General features: G+C 40.2%; 16 protein-coding genes. 8 read left to right on the top strand and 8 right to left on the bottom strand.

The genetic code is table 11. The features are described from left to right. Positions 1-10: 10 nt before the first annotated feature. Complete coding sequence (locus WAA20_RS14065) at positions 11-1129, top strand: macro domain-containing protein (protein WP_073385554.1); 1119 nt, start codon at positions 11-13, stop codon at positions 1127-1129. Between the two features lie 238 nt (positions 1130-1367). Then, a complete protein-coding gene (locus tag WAA20_RS14060; RefSeq protein ID WP_073385552.1) occupies positions 1368-2102 on the top strand; it encodes a vWA domain-containing protein in 735 nt (244 codons plus the stop codon). 130 nt (positions 2103-2232) lie between these two features. Here the strand turns inward: WAA20_RS14060 and WAA20_RS14055 are convergent, their stop codons facing one another. The 4 genes from WAA20_RS14055 to WAA20_RS14040 all read right to left on the bottom strand — a co-directional run bounded on the left by WAA20_RS14055 (position 2233) and on the right by WAA20_RS14040 (position 5347). Further along, positions 2233-2859, bottom strand: coding sequence for an SOS response-associated peptidase family protein (locus WAA20_RS14055; protein ID WP_073385551.1), 627 nt, complete (start codon positions 2857-2859; stop codon positions 2233-2235). Between the two features lie 31 nt (positions 2860-2890). Continuing rightward, positions 2891-3142, bottom strand: coding sequence for a hypothetical protein (locus WAA20_RS14050; RefSeq protein ID WP_073385549.1), 252 nt, complete (start codon positions 3140-3142; stop codon positions 2891-2893). A gap of 91 nt (positions 3143-3233) precedes the next feature. Further along, on the bottom strand, positions 3234-4640 hold the full coding sequence (locus WAA20_RS14045) for a hypothetical protein (RefSeq protein WP_073385548.1): 1407 nt from the start codon (positions 4638-4640) through the stop codon (positions 3234-3236). After that, positions 4640-5347 carry an XRE family transcriptional regulator gene (locus WAA20_RS14040; RefSeq protein ID WP_073385546.1) on the bottom strand — a complete coding sequence of 236 codons (708 nt, stop codon included), beginning with the start codon at positions 5345-5347 and terminating at the stop codon, positions 4640-4642. Before WAA20_RS14040 ends, WAA20_RS14045 begins: the two co-directional genes overlap by 1 nt. A 323-nt stretch (positions 5348-5670) precedes the next feature. Between WAA20_RS14040 and tnpA the strand changes: the two genes are divergently transcribed. The 4 genes from tnpA to WAA20_RS14020 all read left to right on the top strand — a co-directional run bounded on the left by tnpA (position 5671) and on the right by WAA20_RS14020 (position 9120). Then, complete coding sequence (tnpA, locus tag WAA20_RS14035) at positions 5671-6099, top strand: IS200/IS605 family transposase (RefSeq protein WP_073385545.1); 429 nt, start codon at positions 5671-5673, stop codon at positions 6097-6099. A gap of 3 nt (positions 6100-6102) precedes the next feature. After that, a complete protein-coding gene (locus WAA20_RS14030; protein WP_073385543.1) occupies positions 6103-7425 on the top strand; it encodes a transposase in 1323 nt (440 codons plus the stop codon). 260 nt (positions 7426-7685) lie between these two features. Beyond that, positions 7686-7988 carry a hypothetical protein gene (locus tag WAA20_RS14025; protein WP_073385542.1) on the top strand — a complete coding sequence of 101 codons (303 nt, stop codon included), beginning with the start codon at positions 7686-7688 and terminating at the stop codon, positions 7986-7988. 226 nt (positions 7989-8214) lie between these two features. Continuing rightward, on the top strand, positions 8215-9120 hold the full coding sequence (locus WAA20_RS14020) for a DUF2268 domain-containing protein (protein ID WP_073385540.1): 906 nt from the start codon (positions 8215-8217) through the stop codon (positions 9118-9120). Positions 9121-9241: 121 nt separating this feature from the next. Here the strand turns inward: WAA20_RS14020 and WAA20_RS14015 are convergent, their stop codons facing one another. The 4 genes from WAA20_RS14015 to WAA20_RS14000 form a co-directional block, all read right to left on the bottom strand. Then, entirely contained in the window at positions 9242-10408 is a 1167-nt protein-coding gene (locus WAA20_RS14015) for an AI-2E family transporter (RefSeq protein ID WP_073385539.1), read from the bottom strand. 15 nt (positions 10409-10423) lie between these two features. Further along, positions 10424-11245, bottom strand: a complete 822-nt coding sequence (locus tag WAA20_RS14010) for a permease prefix domain 1-containing protein (RefSeq protein ID WP_073385538.1) — start codon at positions 11243-11245, stop codon at positions 10424-10426. Between the two features lie 86 nt (positions 11246-11331). After that, entirely contained in the window at positions 11332-11661 is a 330-nt protein-coding gene (locus WAA20_RS14005) for a PadR family transcriptional regulator (protein WP_073385536.1), read from the bottom strand. Positions 11662-11940: 279 nt separating this feature from the next. Then, positions 11941-13521, bottom strand: coding sequence for a DUF3472 domain-containing protein (locus WAA20_RS14000; protein WP_073385535.1), 1581 nt, complete (start codon positions 13519-13521; stop codon positions 11941-11943). Positions 13522-13735: 214 nt separating this feature from the next. Between WAA20_RS14000 and WAA20_RS13995 the strand changes: the two genes are divergently transcribed. Further along, positions 13736-14917, top strand: coding sequence for a MerR family transcriptional regulator (locus tag WAA20_RS13995; protein ID WP_073385533.1), 1182 nt, complete (start codon positions 13736-13738; stop codon positions 14915-14917). 405 nt (positions 14918-15322) lie between these two features. Continuing rightward, complete coding sequence (locus WAA20_RS13990) at positions 15323-16024, top strand: LytTR family DNA-binding domain-containing protein (protein ID WP_073385532.1); 702 nt, start codon at positions 15323-15325, stop codon at positions 16022-16024.

The following is a 16024-nucleotide window of genomic DNA, read 5'->3' as shown; positions in this document are numbered from 1 at the left end:
ATTTCTGAGTATGGCATTTCAGATCATAAGAAATGATATTACAAAAGTGAATACGGATGTGATCGTTAATACGGCTAATCCGGAAGTGGCGATCGGTGATGGCGTAGACTCTGCAATATATATGGCTGCAGGAAAAGACAGACTTCTTGCAGAAAGAGAGAAGATTGGATATCTTACACCTGGAGAAGTTGCCATTACCCCCGCATTCGGCCTTACTGCAAAGTATATAATTCATGCAAGTGGACCTTCATGGGATGGGGGAGATAAGGGCGAAGCTAAGCTTTTAAGAGCCTGCTATGATAAGTCGCTTAAACTTGCTTTGGATAATGAGTGCAGGTCGATTGCTTTTCCGCTTCTTGCAACGGGTTCTTATGGATTTCCTTCAAAGCTTGGTATTGAGATCGCGGTAGATTCTTTTACAAAGTTTCTTGAAGATCATGATATGGAGATATTCCTTGTGGTCTTTGAGAAAGAGACACTTAAGATCTCCGGCGAACTTGTTGAGGAAATTGCAAGTTTTATAGATGATGAGTATGTGTCGAAAGCGCTGAGCGAAGAATATGGGCGTGATGGTGCTCCGGTAGATATGCTAGGAGCTTCTGCATGTAAATTCGACGCTGTTATTGAAGGGATGCTTGATGCACCTGTATTGAGTCCAAAGGATGCATCAGCTATAGGAAAGCGTAGGAGTGGACGATTACTTGCATCTAAAGCTGCATTTGGATTGGAAAAGCCTCAGAAGGATCTTGAAAGTGATGCTTCACTTGATGATGTGATCAAGGGGATTTACAAGGAATCATTCGAGAAGCATCTTCAGAAGATGATCAATAAAAAGGGACTCAGAAATTCAGAGGTTTACGCTGCTGCAAATATATCAAAACAATATTTTTCCAAACTTTTGAAAGGTCAGGTTAAGCCGTCCAAGGAAAAGGTTCTGGCACTTGCTGTAGGGCTTCGGCTTAATATGGATGAAACGATAGATTTCTTGAAGCTTGCAGGATATGCGCTGTCGCCTATATCTCAGACGGATGCGGTGGTAGAGTATTTTATAGAGCATGAAGATTACAATGTTTTGAAAATAGATATTGTGCTGTTTGATTACGGACTAGATCCGCTGTCAAAAGGATAATTACAAAGGTCGCCTTCGGGTTGACCTTTTTTCTTTTGCCAAAGGGTATTATCAAATCATCAGATAGCCAAAGCCTCAATACAGTATAAGACATAGTCCATGAGCCAAAATAAGAATAGAAATTACTGGATTAGACAATGGATAAGCAAGATAACAGGAGTCAATATCTGGCGCGCAAGGTAATGGAGCCTGTATAAAAGTTCGGTTGGAGGCGTAGAAAATCAGGAGGGCAGAGAAAATGAGTAAAGGTTATACAGAGATAGTTTATATTTTGGATAGATCAGGTTCGATGAGCGGTCTTGAAGCAGATACCATTGGTGGCTTCAATTCTATGATCAAGCAGCAGAAGAAAACAGGCGAAAAGGCTGTAGTATCAACTCTTTTGTTTGATGATACCTGCGAAGTTATTCATGACAGGATTCCGATCGAAAAGATCGAGAAGATGACTGATAGGCAGTACTATGTAAGGGGCTGCACGGCACTCCTTGATGCAGTGGGTGGTGCGATCAAGCATATAAGCAACATACATAAGAATGGTTCAAAAGAAGATAGGCCGGAAAAGACGATCGTAGTTATTACCACAGACGGTATGGAGAATGCCAGCAGGCACTATTCTCGCGAGAAAATTGAGAAGATGGTAAAACATCAGCAAAAGAAATATGGATGGGAATTCATATTTATAGGTGCTAATATTGACGCCTACGCAGAAGCTCAGAAGTATGGTATCCGCAAAGAAAGAGCTGTTAATTACGTATGTGACGATATCGGCACTGCTAATGTATATGCCGGCGTATCTAAGGCTGTATGCTCAGTAATGAAGGCAGATAGTTTGTGTCAGGCATCTGCAAGTCTTGATAGAAGCGGATGGGATGAAGATATAAAGACGGACTATGCGAAGCGCGGGAAGAAAACCGTAAATAAAGGTTTGAAGAGGGGATTTATGAAGCTTGGAATAAATAATTGGGAAAATTGACAACAATCAGCATTAGTGAGACATTCAATATATAAAGAGGTGCTACCCGTTCAGCAACGGTTAGTCCGAAATTGGATTATTGATGAAAGATAAAAATTTTAGTTATGTTAGCGGCAAAAAGCTGAGAGCGTCAACTCTCAGCTTTTTCTATAACCATATCTTCAAGCGCATACCTGGCTATCTCTTCAGGATCTGACGATGGGCTTATCCAGTCATCAATCTTATCTGTTGGAAGGATAAGAGGCATTCGGTCGTGAATCTTGGAAAGTTCTTTGGTGGGATCTTTTGTCAGGACTACAAAGACAGGATAGCCGTCTTCAATACGGTACAGGCCGCATAGCCAGGTCACTGTTAATCCGGCGGGCTGTATTGCAAACTTGTCACCTGTTTTTTCTTTACCATCAGGGCTTTTGAAGTGTTGCCATTCATAGTAGTAGGAAGCTGGGATGATGCATCTGTGAGATTTCCAGGCATCTTTAAAAGTCGGCTTAACACCTGCTGTTTCCATGCGGGCATTGAAAAGGGTTCTCTTGTTATCTTTAGATAGAAATCCCCACTGCATGGGATATGCACATCTTTCGCCTTTGGGATTTGGAGCCAGGACAGATACGATATCTGTAGGACGGATTTCACCATATGTTATAAATGGCCTTGCGTGGGTATCAATAAATTTCTGTACGAGTCTCGATCTTGAGGCTGCATCTATTATATCTTTTAATTCCGGAAGATCTTTTTCAAGGGCATATCTGGTACACATAAACTTCTCCTATAGCTGTTAGAAAATTATGCTATGGCGCTTCATCTATTGAAATGGTATCGTCAAGGTAATTGTCTGTTACATCTGCCTGCGTCTTTACAAGTTCATCATCAAATCCCTTAAGTGCATCAAATGGGCTGAATATCTTCGCTCGTCTTGAAAGGTCCATGGCAGGATGCTTTAATGAAAAACTGTCGTATTTATCATGCACAGGCTTTCCTTTCTCTAAGACATTTTTATATCTGAAAGAGGAAGGGAGTGCATTGCTATATGTGGTATTCATAGCGTTCCTCCTTCGTTACATAATTCAATAAGTATAAGGTTATATCGAATCATCATAATATAGAATCGTTCGCGCTTTTATTTCATAAGGCTTAAGCCTTATGGCCACCAATCTGCTCGTTTCTCATTCTGGTGGTAGCGCCTTCTAAAAAGTTTGTTCCTTTTAGTAGGGCATTGGCTCCGTACTTGTTTCTGACTTCAAGAAGAGCAGCGTGAATTTTCTTCTCCCTATCCAAGGCATCATAATCAGTAAAGAGATCCAGCTGATATATTCCATCATCGCTTGTAACATCGCAGGCACTGACACCGAGCCTTCTAAGCAGGATCCTGTGATCGCTCTTTTTTGCAATGTCCTGCATGATCTTAGGAATGATGATATTTGCAGCATTAGTAGCGGCAGTTAATCTGACAGTTCCGTTGGAGTGAGCAGGATGGAGTCTTCCGTACCAGTCGATGGAAAGTCTGCCGTCATATTCAGGAAAGTATTCCATGCTCTTGTAATCGTAGCTGATCCACCATGTGAATCTTGAGGATACAAGGTCCTTTTTGTACATATCGCAGCACAGGACGTCGATCATCTCTTTAAATACAATGCAGGCTTCTTTATATTTGTAAGGTCTTGGAAGCACCTGACCATTGGTAAGAGAGTGGTTGTCGCTCTTATAGTGCTTGATATCATACATGGTGACAGGTTCTATCCCCCAGGCGTGATCGATCAGTATCTCTGCATCAATACCGAAGATCTTATAAAAAAGCTCTTCATCCAGCTGTGAACGTTCTGCAATATCACCCATGGTGTACATATGATTTTTTTCAAGTCTTGCGGCCTTACCGCGGCCTATCTGCCAGAAGTCGGTGAGAGGCCTGTGTTCCCACAAAAGAAGTCTGTAGCTTTCTTCCGTAAGGGCTGCGATTCGCACGCCGTCTTTATCGGCAGGAGCTTTCTTAGCCACTATGTCCATGGCAACCTTGGCAAGGTATAGGTTAGTTCCGATTCCGACAGTTGCTGTGATGCCGGTATTCTTAAGAACATCACGTATTATGGTAAGAGCCATGAAGTGGGCCGGATGCTGGCAGGCCTTTCTGGCGGCATCTTCATAGAAGTGAAGATAAGGCGTGCAGTCAATAAAACATTCATCAATGCTGTATACATGGACATCTTCCGGCGATACATACTTTAGGTATATTCCATATATCTTTGCAGAGATCTTTTCATATTCCGCCATACGCGGAGTCGCCGTGATATAACGGACTTTAGTATTGTGCAGCTTTTCATATTTACTTATCGCCTGTTTTGCTTCAAAAAGTCTTGGCCTGCTTGGAACGCCGATAGCTTTAAGAGCAGGAGATACCGCAAGGCAGATGGTCTGATCTGATCTGCTTGCATCTGCTACGAGAAGCTTGGCGGATAGGGGGTCGAGGCCTCTGGCAACACATTCAACAGAAGCATAGAAGCTCTTCATATCTATGGCGATGTAAGTTCTTTGGTTAGTATCCATTAATCTTCAGCAAGCTTGCCAAATATTTTGAAGGTGCTGTATTCGCCCACTTCAATAGGTTTGTATTTGGCATTGAGTGAAACAAGGAATGTTCCTGATTTATTAACTACATATTTTTTGATATAAGTCATACCATCCAGGAAAAAGAGTCCGATGTCACCTGATTCGAGCAGGTCTTTCTGCTCGATCCAGACAAGCTCTTCGTCATGGAACCTGGGTTCCATACTGTCTCCTGTGATGTATACGCCAAAGTTGGCTTTCTTGGGAACCGGTTCTGAGATCTCCATCATCTCGAAGTTCTCTTCATCAAGAAGATTACCGGTACCTGCTGATGCAGAGATGAGGGCTATCTTCATAAGACGAGGTTTAATATCAATAAGTTTTGCACTTTGCTTCTTGTAATCTCCGGATTTCTTAAGAAGATCAATGTATTCGAGCGCCTTCTGAGTGCCTTCAGTATTGAGGTCTTTAAAAGGATCCAAAGGATTCTCACCAATGAATTCTGTGTAAATATCGTTGATCTTAAGTATCTCACATACCGTCAGAAGAGCTTCGGCACTGGGGGTGGTGTTCCCTTTCTCCCAGGCGCTGATTCCTGCGTTGGTAATAACGATATTGTGCTCTGCAAGCTGGCCTGCAAGGTCTATCTGGGATAGTTTCATGGCTTTGCGATGTTTGGCAATGACTTTACCTATGTCTTTTTTCATATATTCCTTCCTGCTGCGTTGGTTTTTCGAAGGCTGGTTTTTCGAAGCTCAATCAGTATCAATTCTACAGTTAAAATATAACATATGTTTATACAAAAATCAATTTGCAATTGATAATGTATTTTACAGGGATTATAATATCATTGTACAGTTGAAAATTACACGTTAGTAACCTGAAAAATCAATTTTTGGTCGAAAGCCAAGTGTCAAGGCGATTGTTGATAACATTGGCGGCGCACACTCGTGACTTCAGCCTCGTGACTTTAGTCATGAGTTAGCCGCATTTTCTTGACTTTGCTAATTACGTATGGTATTATACGGACATGGATAAAAATAGCATATTTGCAATAAATTCAGATGTAACGCATGGTAGAGGATATGTATACTGCTTGCAGTACCATATAGTATGGTGCACCAAGTATCGTAAGAAGGTCATTATTGGCAATATAGAGTCAGATGTTAAAGAACATCTTTACCGTACAGCCGAAGATTTAGACATTAAAATCCTTGCTATGGAAACAATGCCTGACCATATACATATGCTTATAGAATGTAAACCTCAATGCAGGATTTCAGATGCAATTAAAGTATTCAAAGGCAATACTGCAAGATGGCTGTTTCTTACACATCCAGAAATCAAAACTAAGCTTTGGGGTGGACATTTATGGAATCCATCATATTTTGTAGCAACTGTAAGTGAGCGTACTAAAGAGCAGATCACTAATTATATAAGCAGTCAGAAAGAAAAGTAACACATGAAGATATACTCCACGTATTCCGTTAAAATAAAACAATACAATCATATATTTTCTGAGACAGTAACTATATACAGGGATGCTGTCAATTTTCTTATGGATGTATGTCTGGCTGAATGGGACTTGGTTTATGCCATAAAAGGTAATCAGGCTCAAATGATGTATGTAGAGTCGCTTTGTCATAAAACCAAAGAGAACTCTTCTCCTAAATACGATTTCGATTCCAGATTCTATAAGATGCCGTCATATATACGCAGAGCAGCAATATCTGAAGCTATAGGCAAAGTATCATCTTATAAGTCTAACCTTGCTAACTGGAAGTTAACTCCTACTGGTAAGAAACCTACTCTTAATAACTGTGGGTACGTGTATCCATCCTTATATCGCATAGGAATGTATAATCTCACAGGCGATTATTCTGCACAGATTAAGATATACCATAACAACACATGGAATTGGCTATCCATTAGTCTTCGCAAATCAGACATGGATTATATCTATCATAGGTGTAATGGTCGTAAGATGTGCGCTCCTACGCTTCAGAAACGAGGTAAAGAATGGTTTTTAGACTTCCCGTTTGAAGAAAAGGCTACTCTTATAGATACAAACAACCTTGTAGTTGGCGTTGACCTTGGTTTAAATTCAGCATGTACGTGTTGCATCATGGATTCAAAAGGCACTATCTACGGCAGACGTTTCCTTAGACTGCCAAGTGAAACAGACCGTTTGAACCATGCTGTAAACCGTATAAAGAAAGCCCAGCAGTATGGCAACCGTAAGATGCCGAGGCTGTGGGCTAAAGCTAAAGGTATTAACGATGATATAGCTGTTAAAACAGCTAACTTTATCATAGAAACAGCCGTAATGTACAATGCTGACACCATAGTTTTTGAACACTTGGATCTTGCAGGTAAAAAGCGTGGCTCTAAGAAACAAAAGCTCCATATGTGGAAGGCAAAGTACGTGCAATCTATGGTAACAGACAAGGCTCACAGACTTAGTATGAGGATATCTCATATTTGCGCATGGGGAACATCACGACTTGCTTTCGATGGCAGTGGCAGAGTTCTTCGAGGTAAGGACGCAGATATGCCCTCATACAGTTTGTGTAAATTTCAAAATGGCAAAACATACAACTGCGATCTTAATGCTTCGTATAATATAGCAGCTCGCTATTATATACGAGAAATTTTTAAATCCTGTTCGGTGACGGACAGGTTGGACATTGAGGCTAAAGTCCCTCAGTGCTCTAAGAGAAGCACCTGCACGTTGGCTGACCTTATTAGCTTAAATGCGGTCTTAGACAACATATTAGTTGCCTAAGTACTGAGTTTTAGCCGTATGGACAGAAACGCAGTCCGATGCCCTAAAAGGCAACCGCAACGTAGATTGCGGCAATAGGAAGCACGCGACTTTAGTGTGAGGCTTCACGGGAGAGTTAGAAGTTGACAGCGTCGTTCAAAATAAGAATGATAACAATATCAATGAAATAGTTGATAATCTGGACTTATTTGACGATGATCTGATGTCACTGGTTTTCAAGAAAAATATACCGGCAACAGAGCTGGTGCTCAGATTTTCAATTGCTGGCAGATGGACTTCGCCATTACAAGGAAACAGAGAAAGGTCGTGAGATTGTGAGCGAAAAAGTTGAAAGATATGCCAAAGAATATGCCAAAGAACATGTTAAAGAATATGCTGAAGACTATGCTAAAGAATATGCTAAAAAATATGTTGAAGAAAACAGAATTAGTACACTAGCTAGTAATGTTGAGATGCTGATGAAAAATACATCTTTTACGTTGGAACAGGCATTTACAAATCTTGAAATTTCTGATGATGATAAGGTTATTATTACCAAAATAATACAAGAGCATCAATCATAAGGTGTAAAAGAGAACTTTTCATCTTGTGATAACCACACTACATTCGCAATCATCATAATATTGTGTTTATTAGGGCAGTAGATTCAAAAAGATCTACTGCTTTTTCTCTTGACTCTGACGTAGCGTAAGAGTTTATAGTTTTCATATGAAGCCAACGGGTACAGACGTATACCTACTTCATATGACATAAATTAACCAAGGCAGAACCCTTACGGAGGAATTAACAATGAAAGTAAACCGCGTATTTTCGCCGGATATCTACACTAAGATAATGCTGGCAGAACCTGATAAAAAAGACGATATCTACCGCTACGAAATGATGATGCCATTTAAAGGCAAATGGGATCTATATCACATCCCTATGAAGCCAACGCATCCTGGCGGGTACGATATCATTATGGCTAATAACAGACTTGGACTTATGCCGCCATCAGAAATAGACAGTAAGTTAAGAGAAAGCATTGAAGCTTTATATGACGAGAGTATCTGGGATTCATGCCAGAAAGCTATAGAAACGGCGTTAAAGAGATTTGAAGATCAGGGAGTTGAGCTTAAAGTTAAAGAATATCTTTATTCTATATTCCTTGCTAATCCAAAGAATGCTTATACGATCATGAATGAGGGCTACTGCGGTGATGGAGGCATTCCGGGATACATCATGGGATGGCTGATTCCATCTGCTGACACTATAAAAAGGCTCCCGGCTGCGCTGGCACATGAGACCAATCATAATGTAAGGTATCAGTATATAAAATGGACAAATGATATAAATCTTGCTGAGATGATCGTTAGTGAAGGTCTTGCAGAGAACTATGCTACAACAATATTTGGAGAGGAGTTCCTCGGACCATGGGTTACAAAAACAGATATGGAGCTTATGCCTCTTATCAAAGAGATAATACACGATGGTCTTAATGTAACTGGATTTGCCGAGATAACAGGTTATCTTTACGGTGATGAGATGGCTGAACTTCAGCAGTTTCCTAAAGCTGGCCTTCCATACTGTGCAGGATATGCAACAGGTTATTATCTTATTAAATATTATCTTGAGAAAACTCATATCCCGATCGAGAAGGCAACTATACTTCCTGCCGATGAAATACTTGGAGAAGTGGAAGAATTCTGGACATAGAACTGCATCCATGCAGTTCTAAACATGTCCTAACTACGTCCTGTAATTTTGGACATAGAATGATTTTGTGAACTACCCATCACCTAAAGGTAATGAGCTTCTAAGAGCCTAACGGCTCCATTTAATTATCGTTGTTTTCATTTCTATTGGCATCAGTTACATCATCCTTGCTAACAGCTTCGGATTCCTCTAGCTTCCTTTTATCAGCCATTTTCTGAAGATATCTCTCAAACTGTAGTTTAATAAGAGCTGCGCATGGAACTGCGATGATCATGCCGGCGATTCCGCCGAGGGCACCACCGCCGATTAAGGCTGCAACTACAAGTAAGGGGTGTACTTCGACGTTATCGGATAAGAGCTTTGGATTGATGATGTTACCATCGATAAACATTACGATAGCAAATATGATGACACCAAGTATCATCTTGTCAAAAGCACCTGAAGGCAGGCAGACAACAACGCAGGTCAGGTATCCGACAACAGGTCCCAGATATGGGATGAGATTGCCAAGGCCTGCAAATACACCGACTACAACAGCATAAGGAACACCAACTATAGAAAGAATGATGGTGATAAGTACGCCAACTATAAGAGCATCTGTAAACTGGCCGCGGATGTAGCCGGAGAAGGCGTTGTCGGCGTCTGTTAAAAACAGTTCAAGTCTTTCTTCTGCCTTATTACCAAATATAAGCTTGAAAGCTCTGGTCCAGTATCCTGAAAGGTGGCTACTGTCAAGCAGGAAGTAGATAGAGAAGATCACTCCGAATAACAGTCCTGAGAAGAAGCTTCCAACAGCTCCGGTTACAAGAGATACCACTTGGCTGATGTTTACAGAAGATATACCTTGAGCTTCCAACTGCTGTACTACGAACTTCCAAATAGATTCGTAGTCTTCTTTTAGTTTGAAAAATATATTTTTGATAGATTCAATATTTATTGATTCTATATTCTTATAGATAGCAACTGCGATCAAAGTCAGTATCAGAGCGATAGCAGCAAGTACTATGAGAAAGGTAAGAAGGACACTGAGAGGCCTTGCCCATTTATGTTTCTTTTTTCTGTTAAAGAGCTTTTCTAATCTGACTACTATTGGCAGAAAGAGGTAGCAGATGATTCCGCCGATAATTATGGGCTTGAGTACTGCGGAAAAAATTGACCACAGTTTGATCCAGAAGGAACCACTACTGATAAGCAATAAGATGATGCCTATTGTTATAAGTGTTGTTATAGAAGCATATAAGCATATCTTTAAATATTTTTTATCGAATCTATCAAAAAATTTATCCAAATCTATACCTCCGGATTACTTGTTCTTAAGCTCAAGAAGTGTCTCGCAAGGACTTGTTGTTCTTGTGGAGTTAAGAATACAGAATACGCCGGCACCTACAAGTGGGAAGATGAGAGCAGGTCCAAGTGCTTCTGTGAAGAAGTCAATAAATGAAATGATTCCGAAAAATGTAACCGGAACAACGCTTATTATGCAAAGGAGAACTCCAAGAGCCAGCATAAATGTTTTGGTTTCCTGATGTTCCATAAGTTCATTCTGTACACCGGGTTCTGCATCCAGGGCCAGAGCGCAAGGTTCTTTTTCCAGGAATTCCCATGCTTTACTCTTGCTACATGATACAAGGATAAAGCCAACTCCGATAGCAACAAATAAAAATAAAACTGCAACTCCTAAAGCATCAAATATACCTGAAAAAAGGCTAAGGAAGAAGATATTGCCAAGCCCGGAAGCAAGTATAGGTCCGATCGGAGCAAGTATGCACATGAAAACGCCAAGACCCAGAGTACTTCTTGAAGCTGATACATCAGAGATATATTTGAATGCTTCATCCATGGATATGATGCGTCTGTTTGCAACATTCTGGTTATTTGGAATATCTCTTACGACTTCAAGTGCTGTGTCATTACTGTTTTGTCCAAGGAATTCCATAAGATCTTCTTTGTTGCCAAATTCGGAGATAATAGTACCGATTATCTCATTTTCAGGCATGCCGCTTTCTTTAAGTTCATTGTATTTGTCTTCCATCATAGACAAAAGTTCCTGCTTTGCCTTTCTGGACTGTGGCGAGTCCGGAATAGTAGCAAACATAGTTTCCAGATAATTTTTGATTGTCTCCATAATGATTCCCCTATTTCATTTTTCTAATTATTATTGTAACAAATTCAAAGATATAAAGCTTTTTTAATTATCGTTTACTACGTGCTTTACAAATCAATGAATCTTTCGATTACATCCTTGGTCAGCTGCCATTCTTCACACTTTTCCTGATAGTACTTAAGGCCGGAATCTGTGATCCGGTAATAGGTACGTTTTTTGCCATTGTCAGCTTCCTTACTAAAGGAGGTTATGTAGCCGTTCTTCTCAAGCCTTGTAAAAGCTGAGTAGAGCGTGGTCTCCTTGATAAGGTACTTGTCATCGGACACGGCTTTGATATTCTTGGATATCTCGTAGCCGTAGGATGGCTCTTTTCTCAGGAAAAAGAGGATGATGGTGTCATTATAACCTCGGATCACATCACTGCTGATCTCTTGCATAAGATGAGCCCTCTTTCAAATTTATATGTTTAATTAATCGCAAAAGGTATTAGATGAAGTCTTGATTGTTGTGCCGGTAACGCTTTTCCTGGTACTTACTTCACTCGTCATTACTGTACTGTCCATTATTATTCTCCTTAAAAAGCTCATATACTACGACAAACATACTACGACTGTCATAGTAAATATACTACTACTGTCGTAGTATGTCAACAGAGAATAGTAACTAACGAAAAATCCCCGCCACCTTAAGGTGACGGGGGATTGAAAATTGCGGCATTATTCGAATATATAGTCGCCAAGAACTCCGTTTGAAATTGAGCAAATTGGAAAATACCATGCGCCTGTATAACTTCTTGTTAAGTAATCATCACGGTATCTTATTTCCTGGTATCCAGTAGAATCTGTAATGATAGCATAGCAATCTGTTTCTATATCGTTTATGAGTGTCTCCCAGGAAATATTGTATGTAATATCATTTCTAAATATTTGGACTGTATATCCATTTTCATTTGTAGTAATACTGTAAACTTTTTCTTCGATACCATTTACAAGCGAGTAATAAGTATCAGTGTTGCCATCAGAATCAATTCTATCGGAAAAAGCTACAGATGAATTTCCATCTGATATATTTACAAAAGTATCGTTTTTATCGCCATCAATTGTAGGATCATCGTCATATATGCCATATGGATCACCATCGAAATAAGTCCAAGTTATATCTATTGTATAGATTGGTTCGGAGCTTACGGTTGTCTCGAATCCGTAATCATGGGCGAAATCAAAGTCAGGAGCGGAGTCTGTCATTTTAATAGTGAAAGTATCCTGAGTAGGAAGTGAAGTCTGGGTTTTTACAAAATCATCGCCACTTCCGCAGGTGTAGCCCCAGAAATAGTCCTCTGTAGCACCAAAGTTATAGCCGCCTTTTTTGTTATCATGCTCAGCATCAGGAGTATCAACTTTGAGAGTAGCAGTGTCTATAGCAGTCCATTTATCGCTACCATATTCCATAACATAGATGTTATTAAGATTCATGCTTCTAAGCTCGTTACAGGTATTTCCAATATAGTTCTCCATGAAGCAAGACATAGCTCCTTCAAGATAAGAGTTCTTGATATGGGTGTCATAAGCTGCATAAAGAGTCCATTCACCGCTTTCTTTATCTTGGATCCACTCTTCAACAACGGTTGTATCTGTCCATTCGGGATCGAAAGCTCTGATGACCATCCTGTACCAGTGGTTTTTTTCCCATGAATATGTTTTTATATGCTTTACACCGGAACCTTCATTGTCAAAATTTTCTGCAGTATCTTCTGGATAGATTAAAGTTGCAAAGGCTAAATTAGGATCGGATACATTTTCATTTTTCCAAAGAGAAAGAACTGCAACTCTATTGCCTCCATCGTTCTGTAGTCCAGCATAGGCACCGGCTCCATTATGCATGTTCCAGTTACACAAAGCCCAATAGGTATTTTCAGGATCATCAGAAGTTTTGAAGTCAATACTAAACGCGCTGAAAGCTTTGGATGTACCGCTAAGATCAGGATCAAGATAAATATTATGCGCCATGCGATCTTCCGGATTAGGATCAGAAGGATCTATATCATAAGGGTAGCCTTCTGTTCCGAATAAAGATTCTACTGAAGCTTCCGTATCATCTGTTGCAGATGAATTGCTATCAGAATCATTTTCCTTTTCATCATCAGATTCATTTTGGTTATCTGATGAATTGTCTTTATCACTTGATGTTTCTTCATCATTTTTTGACATATCAAGCGATACACCTGATCCTGAACAGCCTGTCAGTAACGAAACGGTCATGATAGATGACATAAAAAGACTTAATATTTTTTTTCTCATATCAATTAACCCCTTTTTATTTTGTTCAATTCATTATCCTTCAAAATAGATTATAGGTAAAGAGTGAAAAAATTATTGACTTCGCCCTTGGGGCAACCTTTATCGTATAATTAGTGATAACAAACGCGCGTATTTGGAAAAAGAGATATGGAGTTTGAAATTGTTATTTCAACTCATATAGTCGCTCTTTTACTTGCAACATAAGGAGGAAAGTATGGAAGAGAAAATGACATCAGGCGAGTTTGCGAATAAGGCGGGGGTATCTGCCAAGGCTCTTCGTATCTATGACGAGAAGGGACTTTTAAAGCCGGTTGGCTATTCTGAAGGCAATTACAGATTGTATGATAAGAGTTCTTTATTAATATTAGAAAAAATAATTGCACTTAAGCATGTAGGCTTCAGCCTTGAGGAGATTAAGTCGAGTCTTGAAGATGATGATAACAGCTCGATCAAGGATACTCTTAAGAAGCAGCTTGAAATGATGGAAACTAAGATCTATGAGATGCAGAAGGCTGCGCAGTGTATCAAAACAGCGCTTATAAGGCTGGAAGAAGATCCTAACTGGGATGACGTTGCTGATACTATCAAGAAGATGGAGATGGGTCAGGGCGCTGATGAAAGAAGATGGTTCGCTCAGTCACATGCGGCAGATGACGTAGAGTGGTATGAGAAGATTTGGGATTCAATGGATTTTAGGGGAGGGGATCAGGTTCTTGATCTTGGCTGCAGCTATGGACTTCTCTGGAGGGAAAATCTTAAAAAGTTCCCTGAGAATTTCAAGGTAGATGGCTACGATCTTCACGGAACCTGGGCTGACGATCTGGTAAGTGACATGGATTCTATCAAGGCGAATATTCCGGAAAGCTCAGATATAAAGGTTTATTTTGAAGATCTGGAAAAAGATGAGACGTGGGATAGTATACCAAAAGAAAAGTATACTAAGATCATTGCTCACTACCTTATTCTATATTTAAACGATCCGGAAAAGTTTGTAGAGCATGTATCCAAGGTTCTCAGGGAAGACGGCGTATTTTCTGCGACCTATTGTAATACTTCAGCAGAACACGATTTCTGGGAGCAGGAGATTGCAGAGATGGGGCTTGATAATTCTTTTGTCAAGAAGAGAAGGAAATATCTGGACGACAAGGACAAATGGTTACAGGATATCCTTGAAAGCTACTTTGCAAGAGTTGATAGGGTAAGGCTTCCGGGACCTATGCGATTCGATAAGTCAGAAGAGCTTTATGACAGACTTACAAGGAGATTTTCTGCCTGCAAGAAGTATCTGGAGGATAATAAGGAGATTTTCTGCAGCTATTTCGATAAAAAGATAGAAGCAGAAGGATCCATAGTCATCGATATCGACACAGTTTTCTATCGCTGCTATATGAGGTGATTTGCGAAGGGGAAATGGCTCGGTTGTCGAGTGCTCCTGGGGCCGACAGTAAATAAATGGTTTTCTTGTCAGGATAGTTTTATAAAATTCAAGGCATGATATCTGGAGATTTCTATTCCCAGGGTCCGAAACTACAGGACGTAGTTACGACATGTTCAGAAGTTCATGGATGAACTTCTATGTCGGGAACTCGCTTCGCTCAGACATGCGGACCCTAGGCGGGAATATAAATCTCCATCTATCAAGCTCTTGAATTTAATAAAACTCTCAAAGACAAGAAAACCATTTATTTACTGTCAGCCCCAGGAGCACTCGACAACCGAGCCATTTTCGGAAGTACGAAGTAGGAGAGGATTAGTATGAATAAGTGCGCCGACTTTTGGCTTTTTGTGCTAGTATAACAGTATGAGCGATTATAAGATAGCGATCTGTGATGACACAGAAGTGGATAGAAACTATATAAAAGATATTGTAAGTAACTGGGCACGTCAAAGTGGTCATAGCGTAGACATCTGCCTTTTTTCTTCAGCAGAAGAGTTTCTATTTGAATATGAAGAGGATAAGAGTTACCAGATCCTTCTGCTTGATATTGAGATGGGCAAGATGGACGGCGTGACTATGGCCAAAAAGATACGAAAGACAAGTGACAGCGCCCAGATCGTATTTATCACAGGCTATTCTGATTATATAGCTGAAGGATACGAAGTAGCGGCGCTGCATTATCTGATGAAGCCGGTCAAGGAGGATAAGCTGTTTGAAGTTCTTGACAGGGCTGCTAAGAAGATCTCAAAGGACGGGAAGGTGCTTATACTTGAATCAGGCGGCGAGATAGATATGGTTCCGATCTACAGGATTCGCTATGTTGATGTCAGGGCTAACTATATAACTGTTCATGCGGATAAGGATATTACGGTTAAAAAGACTCTTAGCGAGATAGAAAAAGAGCTTGATGAGAGATTTTTCAGGGTCGGAAGATCCTGTATTGTAAATCTGACTTGCATAAGCAGAGTTACAAAGACGGATATCTACTTTAATGATGGCGGATCTGTACAGCTTCCGAGGGGAAGCTATGAGAAGGTTAATCGCGCGATCATTAATAACTCCTGA

Origin of the sequence: Butyrivibrio fibrisolvens (assembly GCF_037113525.1) — a bacterium.
Taxonomy (GTDB): domain Bacteria; phylum Bacillota; class Clostridia; order Lachnospirales; family Lachnospiraceae; genus Butyrivibrio; species Butyrivibrio fibrisolvens.
The sequence above is the reverse complement of the archived record's forward strand: the minus strand, read 5'-3'. Positions and strand labels throughout refer to the sequence as shown.